Genomic DNA, 13,034 nt, shown 5'->3' on the forward strand with positions numbered 1-13,034 from the left:
CCCGCCGAGAGTGTGGACCGGGCGGAGCTGCTGGCCGCTCACCTGCGCAGACTCTCAGCGGCCAATGGTGATGCTGCAGGCAGGCCCACGGTGATGGTGCTGGCTTTTGAGGGCTGGAACGATGCCGGCGGTGCGGCCTCGGCTGCGGTGCGCACTGTGGCCCAGGCGTTCAGCTCTGAGCTGGTGGAGAAGCTCACCGATGAGGAGTACTACGATTTCCAGTTCTCCCGCCCCAAGGTGGTGCGCAACTCCAGCGGACGGGAGATCATCTGGCCCTCCACCACTATTCTGCATGCCGCTCTGCCCTCTGCCGAGTTCGATCTGCTGTTCGTCCATGGGGTAGAGCCCAGCTTTCGTTGGCAGGCCTATACTGCCGATCTGCTCACCAAAGCCGCGGAGCATAATGTAGCCGCTGTGGTGCTGGTGGGTGCCCTGCTGGCCGATGTGCCGCATACCCGGCCGATCCCGGCGTCGTTCTCCTCCGAGGACGCTGAGATCCAGGAGCTTCTAGAAGTTGACGAACCCACCTATGAGGGTCCGGTGGGGATTGTGGGGGTGCTGGCGCATACCGCTTACCAGGTGGGGATACCGTCGATCTCACTGTGGGCGGCCGTGCCGCACTATGTGGGTCAGGCACCCTCGCCCAAGGCGCAGCTGGCGCTGATGCGCAAACTCGAGGAGCTGCTCGGCGTTCCCCTGGACCCACAAGAGACCGAGGAAATCGCCGAAGACGCTGCGGCCTGGGAGCGCGGGGTGGATGATCTGGCCGAAGAGGACGCCGAGATCGCTGATTACGTCAAGCGCCTGGAGGAGGCCACTGACACCACTAATCTTCCGGAGGCCTCCGGGGAGGCGATCGCCGAGGAATTCGAGCGCTACCTGCGCCGCCGCAAGCCGCCTGAGCGGTGACTACCCGGGCTAGCTAGCGCTCTGCCAGGTCCAGACCCAGCAGTGCCAGCACGACGTCGCGGGCACGGGTGACGCTGGTGGCAGCGGCAAGGTGCCCGCTGGCCCACATATCCAGGGCGCCCAGGGCGGCCGGTGCGTTGAGATTATTGCCGAGAGCACTCATCAGGGCATACTGCAGGTCCTCAGGTGAGCCGGCGCCGTCGTGATTCTCTGGGGTATGAGTCAGTGCCTGCTTCCACCCTGCCAGCCGCTGTTGGGCCTGCTGCAGTTCGGACTCGGTGTAGTCCCAGTCCGCCCGCCAGTGGTGGGAGAGGATGAGAGTGCGGATCACCTGCGGGTCCACTCCACGCTCGCGCAGCCCGGAGACCAGCACCAGGTTGCCGCGGGACTTAGACATCTTCTCCCCCTGAAGCCCCACCATTCCGGTGTGCATATAGCGCTCTGCCAGTGGCACCCCATCAGCGGCGGTGGCATGTGCGGCGGAGAATTCATGATGCGGGAACCGCAGGTCCGATCCCCCGCCCTGCACCGTGAAGGGGGCAGGCAGATGACGCCGGGCGATCACGGAGCATTCGATATGCCAGCCGGGGCGGCCGGGCCCCAGCTCACCGCCGGGCCACTGCGGCTCCCCCGCACGGGCGGCGCGCCAGAGCAGCGGGTCCAACGGGTCGCGCTTACCGGGGCGCTGTGGATCACCGCCGCGCTGCGGGAAGAGTTCCTCCATGGTGGGTCGGTCGTAGCCGCCCACGCTGCCCAACCGCCATTCGGCGTGCTGCTGGGCTGCGGCGATGTCGAAGTAGTAGTCCGGGGTTCCAGCACCCTCGGCGTCAGCGGAGACCGGATAGGCCACACCCACCTCAACCAGCCTTTCCACGTCCTCCACTACGGCGGGGATCATCTCGACCGCGCCGAGGTAATGGGTGGGTGGGATCACGCGCAGCGCTTCCATGTCCTCACGGAAGAGCTGGACTTGGGATTCTGCCAACTGGCGCCAGTCCACTCTGGTGGCGGTGGCGCGCTCCAGCAGGGGGTCGTCGATGTCGGTGACGTTCTGTACGTACTGCACATCCAATCCGCAGGCCCGCCAGTAGCGCACCAGCAGGTCGAAGTGCACGTAGGTGTTGGCGTGTCCCAGGTGGGTGGCGTCATAGGGGGTGATTCCACAGACGTAGAGGGAGGCGATGCCGCCCCTGGAGGCGGTAGCTGCTGTGGTCCCGCTAGGGGTATCGTAGAGCTCGAGCGTTTCGGGCACCGGTGGCAGGTCGGGTACTGCAGGTAAGCTCCACGATTGCACGCATTGATCCTTTCACGGGCGGACGGTCCAATCAGGGGTCAACCCGCCCAAGCGGTGGATCATTCCTCGTCGAGGTCCTCTTCAAGATCATCGTCGAGGTCCTCATCTATATCCTCTGAGTCCTCGTCGTAGAGATCCAGGGGTGTGACTTCCCCGGTGGCGGCGAAGAGGGCATCCTCATAAGCCTCGAAGGCATCGGCGATGCCGTAGAAGGTGGTCTCCACCGCTGGGTCGTCCTCTCCGCGGCGGTTCACCGCAGCGGAGAGGTGTTCCTCGAGGGCGTCGGTGAGCGCATTGAGTGCGGTGCGAGGATCGATGTTCATAGCCTCACAGTATCAACGCCCCAGCCGCCACGGTACCCCTCGCTGGCACGGCTTCGGTGCGGAGCGCTTGACGGGTGTTTGTAAGGTGGTCTGCATGATCGAGACAGACACGCGCGGACGCACGTGGGAGTACCTGGTGATCACCTGCCAGCCGCGCGAGTCGCTGGCTGAGGCGCGCCGGAAGGTGATCGACCATGCCGAGTACGGCCGCTGGGAGCTGCGCCGCTCGGCGATCTACATGGGTGGGATTCGCAAGTACTGGCTGCGCCGCCGGATCATGAAGGTGGAACGGACGTTCTAGCTCACTGTTCCAGCAGGAAGCGGTGCAGGGTGCGGGCACCGAACTTCAGCGATTCGACGGGGACTCGCTCATCGACGCCGTGGAACATCCCGGTGAAGTCGAGATCTGCCGGCAGCTGCAGTGGGGCGAACCCGTAGCCGGTGATGCCGAGCTTGGCCAGGTGCTTATTGTCGGTGCCGCCGCCGAGCATATAGGGCACCACCACCGCCTCGGGGTCCTCTTCCTTGAGCGCCTGGATCATCTGCTCCACCAGGGTTCCGGAGAATGGGACCTCCAGGGCGGGGCCTTCGTTCATCAGTTGGAATTCCACGTTCTGCCCGGCAAGCTCCCGCAGTGTGGCGGCAACTTTCTCGTCCTGCTCGGGCAGGGTGCGGGCGTCCACCAGCGCCTCGGCCTGTCCGGGCACCACATTGTGCTTGTACCCGGCGGCCAGCAGGGTGGGGTTGGAGGTGTTGCGCAGTGTGGCGGCGATGAACTTCCCTGCCGAACCAGAGGCTTCGATGAGCTCGGAGGGGTCCTCCGGGTTGAAGGGGATGCCGGTGACCTCTGCAAGCTGCTCGAAGAGCGCCCGGGTGGTCTTGGTGTACTCGATGGGCCACTGATGGGCACCGATTGCCGCAACGGCCTCCGCCAGGTGCACCACAGGGTTGTCCCGGTGGATCGCTGAGCCGTGGCCCGCGGTGCCGTGGGCGATCATCTTGGTCCAGTGGATGCCCTTCTCCGCGGTCTGGATCAGGTAGGTCCTGGTACCGGCGATATCAGCTGAGAATCCGCCGACCTCGCTGATCGCCTCGGTGGCGCCGTCGAACACCTCGGGGTGGGTGTCGGTGAGCCAGCGGGCGCCGTAGCCGCCGTTGTCCTCCTCATCGGCGAAGAAGGCGAAGATGATGTCTCGTTTGGGCTGATGGCCGTCCTTGGCCATCTGCAGCAGGGAGGCGAGGATCATGGCGTCCATGTCCTTCATGTCCACTGCCCCGCGGCCCCAGATCATGCCGTCCACGATTTCTGCGGCGAAGGGGTCCACCTGCCAGTCGGCGGCCTGGGCGGGGACCACATCCAGGTGTCCGTGCACCACCAGTGCACCGGCCTCAGGGTCGGAGCCCTGCATACGCGCCACCACGTTGGTCCTGCCCGGCTTTCGCTCGTAGAGCTCCGGTTCAAGGCCTGCCTGACGCATGATGTCCGCGCAGTACTCGGCAGCGTCCCGCTCACCGTTCGACTTCCCCTCGCCCCAGTTCTGGGTGTCGAATCGGATCAGGTTCCGGCAGAATTCAACAACATTGTTCTCCATGCTTCTCACCTTATCTGGCCCAAGGGCGCTATTGAGTTGTCAAGCTGCGTGCCCGTGCCTGCCGTGGCAGGGGGCTGAGGAAGCGGTGGGGTCAGTGCTCTGACTGGGTGGGCAGCCTCGGGCAGCCTGAACCGGCACCCCTCCGGCTCACCAGGAGCGATGAAGGCGCAGGGATCAGACCGCTTCACCGAGTGCCCAGTCGGGAGGCCGGTCAGGCTGGGTGCCCTCCCTGTCGTGGCGGGTCGGTGTGGGTGAGGCCCGGGCTTGTTCCGGTTCCTCTGACCGATCAGTACTGGGCTGCAGTTCTGGGAGGAGTCCGTGGCTTTTCATCTCATGATGGTGGTGGCAGAGCACCTGAGCATTCGCGGCGTTGGTGGCACCACCGGTTTCGTAGCTGGTTTTGTGGTCGATGTCGGCCCGAAACCCGGGCTCGGTGCACCCGGCGGTTTGGCAATGCCCATCGCGCAGCAGCACTGCGGCACGCAGGTTACCGGTGACAAACCGGGAAACTGATTCTGCTTCTAGAAGGTTCTTGCCCTGAGTGAGCTTCCCGGCCAAGACCCGGGTGGTGGCCTCCGCGCACTCCGCGGCATCGAGGCCCTGCACCCCGGTCAGGGGGTTGGACTTACCGAGTTTCACGATCCGCACCGGCCGCGGCTTCCCCTCAGCGGTGGTCTTCGTGCCGGTGAGGTAGAAGGTCTTCTCCACCTCCGGGTCACCAGTGATCCGGCGTGCCTCAGCTGCGGGAAGGATGAACCGCCCATCAGTACTGACCGCGGGGGCATCCGAAGCGCCGGTGAGGGTGTCCAGGGGGATGGTGATATTGACGCCCGCAGCCTTGACCGGCGCACGCCTCCCCGCCCCACTCGTGATCCTCCCTGGGTCGGCGGTCTCTCCTTGTGCTCCGATGGTCAGCCAGTCGGCGAGAATATCGGCCATCCTGTTGTAGTAGGTGGCTTCCTGCGACTGCCCCTCGGCGTTCTCCCTTTTACGTGATGTGTTACCGGCCAGGGTATGCAGTTGCTGCTCCACCGGCTCCAGCACATCCCAGGACAGTTTGGCCTTCAGGGTGGTCATCCCGTCATCATGCCGGGTGAAAGACACATAACGTTTGGTCTTCGCGATCTCGTAGCGTCGCTGATGCCCCTCCGTGTCTAACCCTGCGACGGTGTTGCGGACTTTACGGGCCAGGGTGTTCCGGTTCTCCCCCGCTGTCACCTGGGCGCACTCGTCATCCAGGGCACCTGTAAGCTCCCGCTGCACATCAGGCTTACCAGTGTTGGTCTCGATCAGGTCCCGGACGCCCTCAGCAATCTTCTGAACCCGGTCCAGATCGATGCGCCCGGCCTGGTAGGCCTTCCAAGTCTTCGGCAACCATTCCTGGGCTGTTTCAGCGGTGGTGAGCATCCGGCGCACCTGCCCCTCGGGCACACCCAGCATCAAGGCAGCCTCACGGTGCACGGCCTTCAGAACAGCCTCCCGGCTGAAAGTGTGCTGCGGCTCCTCCTGAAGCAACCGACGCTCGCGATAGTCCACCAGCAGCTGGATCTTCCGAGCCTCAGCCCGACGGATGACCACCTCTTCCTCCCACGCGGCAACCAGTTCAGGCTCCCGGGTCAGGTGGGCATACCCCTCAGGCAACACTGGGCACACAGACGAGCCGACGTCGTCGTCATGTCCCCTCGACCCCGTACCCGTCCCAGGACCGCCGGGGGTTACCGGCATCTGGGGTGTTGTGGTGGGGCGTGTGTTCATGGGTCTATACTTTCGAATCTGTATGTGTTCTGTGTCTTTTGGTGTTGTGATATTTCTTATGTTCCAGTCTAGCGGCAGGCACGGAGACGCTAAATATCCGATAGAGCTCAGAGGGCGGCGTGGTACCTGAATCTCAAGAGAGCGCGAGGAAGCCTCTCCGCCTGATCACCCGCTGCGCCACCGGAAGCACCGGGAAGAGCCCCTGAATCCGCCGCGGATCTTGACCTGCCAGCTCAACACATCCTGCACAGCCGGACCACCGGAGACATACCTCGATCTAATGCATTGACCCCCACTACCGTCTTCGCCTTCATGCAGGCCATGGGCCTGATCAGCGACCACATCCAGGACTGCACCGTGCGCGCCGCTGTAGAAGATGCCGACGGCGGATTCACCCAGCCCTCGCGCTCCACTTCCAAACACCCACCAACCGCCAATAGGTTAAGCGAGGGATATGAAAGCTTCTCCCCATGATGGTGGCCACAGCACTTCCGCGCGAAGTGGAGGATGCCGATGGCCTGGTCCGTGCTCCGTCCGCAGCCGTTTGTGACACCCTTTGTGACATGCTGCAACGCCTGACGATCTATGTGCTGACGGGTGGAACGATGGCCCGGTGCTCCACCGGGGTTGAGTAGACCACGCTGGTCGAGACTGCCCCGAGTGTTGCCAGTTTTGCGTTCGTCCTTTCCAGCTCGGCCATGGAGGCGGCATGGACTTTGAGGATGAAGCAGTCCTCTCCGGTCACATGATGCGCCTCGGTGACCTGTGGCAGATTTTCCATCAGATCATAGAACGGCTTGTAGTACCCGGAGGGATAGCGCAGTCGCACGATGGCCAGGATGGGCAGCCCCACCGCCTCGGGGTCCACCACGGCACGGAATCCGCGAATCACTCCGCCCTCTGTCAGACGGCGCAGACGCTCGGCTGTGGAGCTGGCAGACAGGTTGATCCGCCGTGCCAGCTCTGCAGTGCTGATACGGCCGTCCTCCTGCAGAGCGTTGAGGATTCGGGAATCTGTCTCATCGAGCGCAGGGTAGGTATTCAACGGCATAATGTGGATACTAGCGGGGATTCCACGGCGTCAGAGCCCAACTTCCGTGCATTGGTTATTCATCCCGTGTAGCGTGAGTCATAGGGTTGAAACATGATGACTGCTGAAGAGTTTTTCCTTGCTTCCCTGGCCTTCAAGACCGACCCTTCGGATCTCGGTGAAGCGCGGATGAGGGGCGAGGGGCCCGTCGTCGTCGATGTGCGTAACCAAGCAGCCTGGGACCAGGGGCACATCCCAGGTGCGCTGCATATCCCGCGGGCTGAGATGCCTGACCGCCTACCTGCCCTAATCCCAGAGCAGAGCACCGAGATTGTTCTCTACTGCTGGGGGCCGGGCTGCAACGGCAGCACCAAGGCTGCGCTGGACCTCACCAGGGTGGGCTATACGAGCGTGAAGGAACTGCTGGGCGGCTACGAATACTGGGCCAGGGAGGGCCTTGCCATCGAAACAGCGAAGGGACGTACCCGCCGCCCCGTGGACGAGCTGACCGCCCCAGTGAGCTAGACGCCAGAAACCCGGTCTGGGCCAGGAAAAGTCCTGATCAGGCCGGGTTTAGCGGCTGTGCGCGGAGCGGGACTTGAACCCGCACCTCCGATAAGTTGGAGACTAGCACCTCAAGCTAGCGCGTCTACCTATTCCGCCACCCGCGCAGGTGGTTGGCTGCTCACTTCTGGAGCCAGGAAACTCTAGCACGTGAGCAGCCGATGAGCCGAACCGTCCGGCACAAACCTGAGCCGGCGGCGTCGTGCTCGGAAAGCTACTTCTTGCCGCCGAAGCCTGCGAAGCGCTTGTTGAACTTGTCCACACGCCCTGCGGAGTCCATGATGCGCTGCTTACCGGTGTAGAACGGGTGCGATGCGGCAGAGATCTCCACATCGATCACCGGGTAGGTGTTGCCGTCCTCCCACTCCATGGTCTTCTCAGAGGTGGCGGTGGAGCGGGTGAGCACCTTCTCGCCGGAGGAGAGGTCGTTGAAGATCACCAGCTGATAGGTCGGGTGAATGTCAGTCTTCATTAGTGTCAGTGTCCTTTTCTTGCGCCGCTGATCCCCGGAACCCCGAGGCTGCCAGAAGCTTGGGAGACATAAAAGTGTGCGGGCCGCAGCACGGCCAACGATCTATCCTACACGATGGTGAAGAGATTGTTGAGCATCACGCCCAGGGCCACTAGGCCTAGGGTGATGATCACTGCGCGCAGCACCAGCGGGGAGAGTCTTCGGCCAACCCAGGCGCCGATCAACCCACCCACAGTAGAACCCACCGCGATGATCGCCACCACACCCCAGAGAATCACCCGGTCATCGGGATCACGGATCAAATAATCAACCACCACATAGCTGATCGCCGCAATCAGGTTCACAAAGGCCACCAGCAGGTTCTTCACCCCATTGGCCTGCTGCATAGTCGCAGCCAGCAACACCCCCATAATCCCCATCAGCAGGATCCCCTGGGCAGCCACGAAATACCCACCATAGATCCCGGCCACAAACACCAGCAGAATCAACGGGGCACCCACCGAATCAGCAGCCTTACGTGCCACCACCTCCGGGGAATCCTCCTCCTGAGGAGTCGCCGGATCATCATCTTCGACCCGCTCAGCGGCCCGACGCCTGACCCAGGCCGAGAGCTTCGGCTGGACGATCACCAACCCCAGGGAGACCACAATGAGCGCCGGGGCCACCATCCCGAAAATCTCCTCCGGCAAAGTAATCAGCAACGTCGCCCCGATCACCCCGCCCAAAAACGAGGCAGGCACCAGTTTGGCCAGCACCGAACGGACCTGGACGATCTCCCGCCGATACCCCCAAGCCCCGGTGAAGTTCCCGGCGATCAGCCCCATCGCATTCGACACCGTCGCCGAAACCGGCGGCACCCCCATAGCCACCAACACCGGGAAAGTCACCAAGGTCCCAGAACCCACCACCGCATTAATCGCACCAGCCCACACCCCAGCCAACAGGATCAGCAGCAGCAGACCCAACCCCAAGCCATGCAGCTCAAACTCGAGAAGCGCCTCCACGTTCAGCTCTTCTTGAAGGCGCTGTAGCGGCCCTCGCGCTCCGTCAGCTCCAGCGGCAGATCGAAAGTCTCCGACAGGTTCTCAGAAGTCAGGGTCTCCCCCAGCGGGCCGGCGGCCACCAAATCACCGTCACGCAGCAGCAGCACATGGCTGAAGCCCGGCGGAATCTCCTCCAGATGGTGAGTGACCAGCACAGTGGCCGGGGCCTCCTCCCAGTCCACCAGCTCGGCGATCGAGGAGACCAGCTCCTCCCGTCCGGCCAGGTCAAGCCCGGCACCGGGTTCGTCCAGAAGCAGCAGCTCGGGATCAGTCATCAGCGCCCGGGCGATCTGCACCCGCTTGCGCTCCCCCTCACTGAGCGTGGAGAAGGGCCGGTCGAACACGGTGCCCACTCCCCAGGCGTTGAGCAGCCCGAAGGCGCGGCGCTCATCAAACCGTTCATAAGCCTCACGCCACCGCCCAGTCACCCCATAGGCGGCAGTGAGCACAGTGTTCAGCGCGGTCTCATGGCCGGGGATGGAGTTGGCCACCGCATTGGAGCACAGTCCGATCCGCGGGCGCAGCTCAAAGACATCCACCTTGCCGAGGGTCTCATCGAGCACCTGGGCACTACCAGTGGTGGGGAAGAGTCGGGCGGCAGCGATCTGCAGCAGGGTGGTCTTGCCCGCCCCGTTGGGGCCCAGGATCACCCAGCGCTGACCCTCCTCGATCTGGAAGCTGACGTTGTTCAGCAGCAGTTTGCGGCCGCGGCGCACGGTGACGCCCTGGAGATTCAGCACGGGACTCATGAGCTCAACACTACCGAACCGGTCCGGCGGATATAGGCTGAGACTCGCTATGCCTGATCTGCCTGCCGGAGCTGTGGCGATGATCGCCGCTGAGACGCTCAACCCCGCCCTGATCCGTTCCCTCACCGCTGAGTTCGAACGCCGCGGCCACATGCACGCCGCCCAGTCCGCCGAGTTCAGCACCGGCAGCGGTACTGTGCAGGCTGCCCGGTGGGCGGTCTCCATGGCGGACTATGACGATCCCTCCGGAAGTGACTGGCTGGGCTCCCTGCTGGAGACTGCCGCAGACCAGCTCGACGCCGCCACCGTCACCACCACTGTGGTGCCCGCCGCCCAGCGGCCTCCTTTAGGCGTGGACGCCGGGGCCACTGCACCCGGCCGAGAGCCGAGCGGGGTTTGCCCGCCGGCGGGACCGACGCCTCCCGCGATGCTCGTGATGGATGTGGACTCCACCCTCATCGACCAAGAGGTCATCGACCTACTCGCCGCCCATGCCGGGCGCCAGGCGGAGGTGGCTGAGGTCACCGAGCGGGCCATGCGCGGTGAGCTGGACTTCACCGAGAGCCTGCACGCCCGGGTGGCCACCCTGGGCGGGCTTCCGGAGTCGGTGCTCCAAGAGACCTTCCAGAAAGTGACCCCGACCTCAGGCGCCCGGGAGCTGATCAGCGCCTGGCGGCGTCGTTCCTGGCCGGTGTATGCGGTCTCCGGGGGGTTCGTGCAGATTCTGGCTCCGCTGGCCGCCGAGCTGGGTCTGACCGGCTTCCAGGCCAATACCCTTGAGCTGGCCGAGGGTCAGCTCACCGGGCGGGTCACCTCAGATGTGGTGGACCGCTCAGTCAAGCAACAGCGACTGCTGGAATGGGCTCAGCAGCACAGCGTCCCTGTTCAGAATGTGGTCGCGGTAGGCGATGGGGCCAATGACCTGGATATGGTGAGAACAGCCGGTATGGGAGTGGCGTTCTGCGCCAAGCCGGCCCTGGCCGAGCAGGCGGATCTGGTCATCAGGCACCGCAGTATGGAACTGATCAGCTACGCGCTCGGCTTAGCGCCGGACCAGGACTAAATCAGCGGCAGCCGGTAGGGTGGTGAGGGAGCTCACGGCACAAGGGTGTGCCTCCACCCCTGAGAGCCACTGCATATATGTCGAACACCACTTTGGAGGACATTCACCGTGACCGAAATCTTCACCGACCTCGACAAGAAGGCCGTGGACACCCTGCGGGTGCTGGCCGCAGACGCCGTCGAGAAAGTCGGATCCGGCCACCCCGGCACCGCGATGAGCCTGGCCCCGGCCGCCTACCTGCTGTTCCAGAAGGTCATGCGCCATGATCCCGCCGACCCAGAGTGGATCGGCCGTGACCGGTTCATCCTCTCCCCAGGTCACACCTCCCTGACCCTCTACCTGCAGCTGTACTTCTCCGGCTACGGGGTGGAGCTGGAGGATATTGAGGCGCTGCGCACCTGGGGCTCCAAGACCCCCGGCCACCCCGAGTACGGACACACCGACGGCGTGGAGATCACCACCGGGCCGCTGGGCCAGGGCCTGGCCTCCTCGGTGGGCTTCGCCTATGGGCAGCGCCGGCTGCGCGGGCTGCTGGACCCCGAGACGGCCCCGGGAGAATCACCCTTTGACCACCACGTGTGGGTGATCGCCTCTGACGGCGACCTGCAGGAGGGCGTGACCTCCGAGGCCTCTTCGCTGGCCGGGCACCAGGGCCTGGGCAACCTCAACGTGATCTGGGACGACAATAAGATCTCCATCGAGGACGACACAGACATCGCCTTCACCGAGGATGTGCTGGCCCGCTACGAGTCCTACGGCTGGCACGTGCAGCGAGTGGACTGGCTGAAGACCGGCAACTACGCGGAGGATGTGGCCGAACTCGCCCGCGCCCTGGCTGCGGCCAAGGCCGAGACCACCAGGCCCAGCCTGATCGACCTGCGCACCATCATCGGCTGGCCCGCTCCGGCTAAGCAGAACACCGGCGGCATCCACGGTTCCAAGCTGGGTGCTGAGGAACTGGCCGCCACCAAGGAGATACTCGGCTTCGACCCGCAGGCGCACTTCAACGTGGCTGATGAGGTCATCGCCCATGCCCGTGAGGTCAAGGCCCGCGGTGCGCAGGCCCGCGCCGAGTGGGAGAAGTCCTACCAGGGGTGGCGAAAGGACAACGACGCCGCCGCCCAACTTTTGGACCGCCTGCTCGAAGGTGCTCTGCCGGCCGACTGGGAGGAGTCCCTGCCTGAGTTCCCCGCCGGGGAGGCTGTGGCTACCCGCGCTGCCTCCGGCAAGGTGATCAATGCGGTGGCCCCGGTGCTGCCAGAGCTGTGGGGCGGCTCCGCCGACCTGGCCGGGTCCAACAACACACTGATCGCCGGTGAGGACTCCTTCGCCCCGGAGGGTCGGTCCACCAAGAAGTTCCCGGCCAACTCCTACGGGCGCAACCTGCACTTCGGCATCCGTGAGCACGCCGCTGCTGCGATCACCAACGGGATCCAGCTCTCCGTGCCGCTGCGCACCTACAACGGCACCTTTCTCATCTTCTCCGACTACCAGCGCCCGGCCGTCCGGCTGGCCGCGCTGATGGGCATAGGCTCCATCTTCGTCTGGACTCACGACTCCATCGGTCTGGGTGAAGACGGCCCCACCCACCAGCCGGTGGAGCAGCTGGCCAGCCTGCGCGCTATCCCCGGACTGGATGTGACCCGTCCGGCCGACGCCAATGAGGTAGCTGTGGTCTGGCGCGAGGTGCTCAAGCGCACCAAGAAGCCGGCCGGGATCGCCCTGACCCGTCAGGGCGTGCCGACCTTTGCCCGCGGCACGGGCGAGGCCACGGCAGAGGAGTTCGGCTCAGTGGAGGGAGCTGTCAAGGGCGCCTATGTGCTGGCAGAAGCGGTGGCCGACGGCGTCGTGGTCAATCCTGATGTGATCCTCATCGGCACCGGCTCCGAGGTGCAGCTGGCCGTACAGGCCCGTGAGACCCTGGCGGAGCAGGGTGTGGCCGCTCGGGTGGTCTCTGCGCCCTGCCTGGAGTGGTTCGCCGAACAGGACCAGACCTACCGCGAGCATGTGCTGCCCCCCGCTGTGAAAGCCCGGGTAGCGGTGGAGGCCGCCCACCCTCAGTCCTGGCACCAGTACGTAGGCGATGCCGGCCGGATCGTGGGACTGGACCATTTCGGCGGATCAGCCGACTACAAGGTGCTCTACGAACAGTTCGGCATCACAGCTGAGGCTGTCACCGCCGCCGCGCAGGAATCCATTGCTGCAGCCTCCAGCTGAGACCTCGAGATTTTACGACTATA

The 13,034-nt window shown here is 64.4% G+C and carries 14 protein-coding genes and 1 tRNA gene; 6 read left to right on the plus strand and 9 right to left on the minus strand.

Annotated elements, in window-relative coordinates; all coding sequences use genetic code 11:
- The first annotated feature begins 27 nt into the window (after positions 1-27).
- A complete protein-coding gene (locus F0311_RS14240) occupies positions 28-909 on the plus strand; it encodes a PAC2 family protein (RefSeq protein ID WP_223881379.1) in 882 nt (293 codons plus the stop codon).
- 13 nt (positions 910-922) lie between these two features.
- On the opposite strand, the gene mshC is transcribed toward F0311_RS14240, so the two are convergent.
- Both mshC and F0311_RS14250 read right to left on the minus strand, forming a co-directional pair.
- Positions 923-2,203: a cysteine--1-D-myo-inosityl 2-amino-2-deoxy-alpha-D-glucopyranoside ligase gene (mshC, locus tag F0311_RS14245; protein ID WP_150462585.1), complete on the minus strand. Its 1,281-nt coding sequence runs from the start codon at positions 2,201-2,203 to the stop codon at positions 923-925.
- Between the two features lie 59 nt (positions 2,204-2,262).
- Positions 2,263-2,526: a hypothetical protein gene (locus F0311_RS14250; RefSeq protein WP_150462586.1), complete on the minus strand. Its 264-nt coding sequence runs from the start codon at positions 2,524-2,526 to the stop codon at positions 2,263-2,265.
- Positions 2,527-2,620: 94 nt separating this feature from the next.
- Between F0311_RS14250 and F0311_RS14255 the strand changes: the two genes are divergently transcribed.
- Positions 2,621-2,827, plus strand: coding sequence for a DUF5703 family protein (locus F0311_RS14255; protein ID WP_150462587.1), 207 nt, complete (start codon positions 2,621-2,623; stop codon positions 2,825-2,827).
- A 1-nt stretch (position 2,828) separates the two neighbouring features.
- On the opposite strand, the gene F0311_RS14260 is transcribed toward F0311_RS14255, so the two are convergent.
- Positions 2,829-4,118 (minus strand): M20/M25/M40 family metallo-hydrolase, encoded by a 1,290-nt coding sequence (locus F0311_RS14260; protein WP_150462588.1) that lies wholly within the window; start codon positions 4,116-4,118, stop codon positions 2,829-2,831.
- Between the two features lie 174 nt (positions 4,119-4,292).
- On the minus strand, positions 4,293-5,873 hold the full coding sequence (locus F0311_RS14265; protein WP_150462589.1) for an HNH endonuclease signature motif containing protein: 1,581 nt from the start codon (positions 5,871-5,873) through the stop codon (positions 4,293-4,295).
- A 285-nt stretch (positions 5,874-6,158) separates the two neighbouring features.
- On the opposite strand from F0311_RS14265, the gene F0311_RS14270 reads away from it, so the two are divergent.
- Positions 6,159-6,347 carry a DNA-3-methyladenine glycosylase I gene (locus F0311_RS14270; protein WP_223881366.1) on the plus strand — a complete coding sequence of 63 codons (189 nt, stop codon included), beginning with the start codon at positions 6,159-6,161 and terminating at the stop codon, positions 6,345-6,347.
- Positions 6,348-6,456: 109 nt separating this feature from the next.
- Here F0311_RS14270 and F0311_RS14275 read toward each other — a convergent pair whose 3' ends face one another.
- A complete protein-coding gene (locus F0311_RS14275; RefSeq protein WP_150462590.1) occupies positions 6,457-6,924 on the minus strand; it encodes an Lrp/AsnC family transcriptional regulator in 468 nt (155 codons plus the stop codon).
- 93 nt (positions 6,925-7,017) lie between these two features.
- Here F0311_RS14275 and F0311_RS14280 point away from each other — a divergent pair, with 93 nt between their 5' ends.
- Positions 7,018-7,428, plus strand: a complete 411-nt coding sequence (locus tag F0311_RS14280; protein WP_150462591.1) for a rhodanese-like domain-containing protein — start codon at positions 7,018-7,020, stop codon at positions 7,426-7,428.
- A gap of 58 nt (positions 7,429-7,486) precedes the next feature.
- On the opposite strand, the gene F0311_RS14285 is transcribed toward F0311_RS14280, so the two are convergent.
- The 4 genes from F0311_RS14285 to F0311_RS14300 form a co-directional block, all read right to left on the minus strand.
- Positions 7,487-7,574 (minus strand) — tRNA-Leu (locus tag F0311_RS14285).
- 107 nt (positions 7,575-7,681) lie between these two features.
- Entirely contained in the window at positions 7,682-7,939 is a 258-nt protein-coding gene (locus F0311_RS14290) for a type B 50S ribosomal protein L31 (protein ID WP_150462592.1), read from the minus strand.
- 107 nt (positions 7,940-8,046) lie between these two features.
- The gene (locus F0311_RS14295) at positions 8,047-8,943 is read right to left on the minus strand and encodes a sulfite exporter TauE/SafE family protein (protein ID WP_223881367.1); all 897 of its coding nucleotides are present in this window, start codon (positions 8,941-8,943) and stop codon (positions 8,047-8,049) included.
- Between the two features lie 2 nt (positions 8,944-8,945).
- Positions 8,946-9,731: an ABC transporter ATP-binding protein gene (locus F0311_RS14300; RefSeq protein WP_150462593.1), complete on the minus strand. Its 786-nt coding sequence runs from the start codon at positions 9,729-9,731 to the stop codon at positions 8,946-8,948.
- A gap of 49 nt (positions 9,732-9,780) precedes the next feature.
- On the opposite strand from F0311_RS14300, the gene serB reads away from it, so the two are divergent.
- Positions 9,781-10,794 carry a phosphoserine phosphatase SerB gene (gene serB / locus F0311_RS18575; protein WP_223881368.1) on the plus strand — a complete coding sequence of 338 codons (1,014 nt, stop codon included), beginning with the start codon at positions 9,781-9,783 and terminating at the stop codon, positions 10,792-10,794.
- A gap of 108 nt (positions 10,795-10,902) precedes the next feature.
- Positions 10,903-13,011: a transketolase gene (gene tkt, locus F0311_RS14310; RefSeq protein ID WP_191089942.1), complete on the plus strand. Its 2,109-nt coding sequence runs from the start codon at positions 10,903-10,905 to the stop codon at positions 13,009-13,011.
- The last annotated feature ends 23 nt before the right edge of the window (positions 13,012-13,034 follow it).

It is taken from the genome of Nesterenkonia ebinurensis (genome assembly GCF_008711175.1).
GTDB lineage: Bacteria > Actinomycetota > Actinomycetes > Actinomycetales > Micrococcaceae > Nesterenkonia > Nesterenkonia ebinurensis.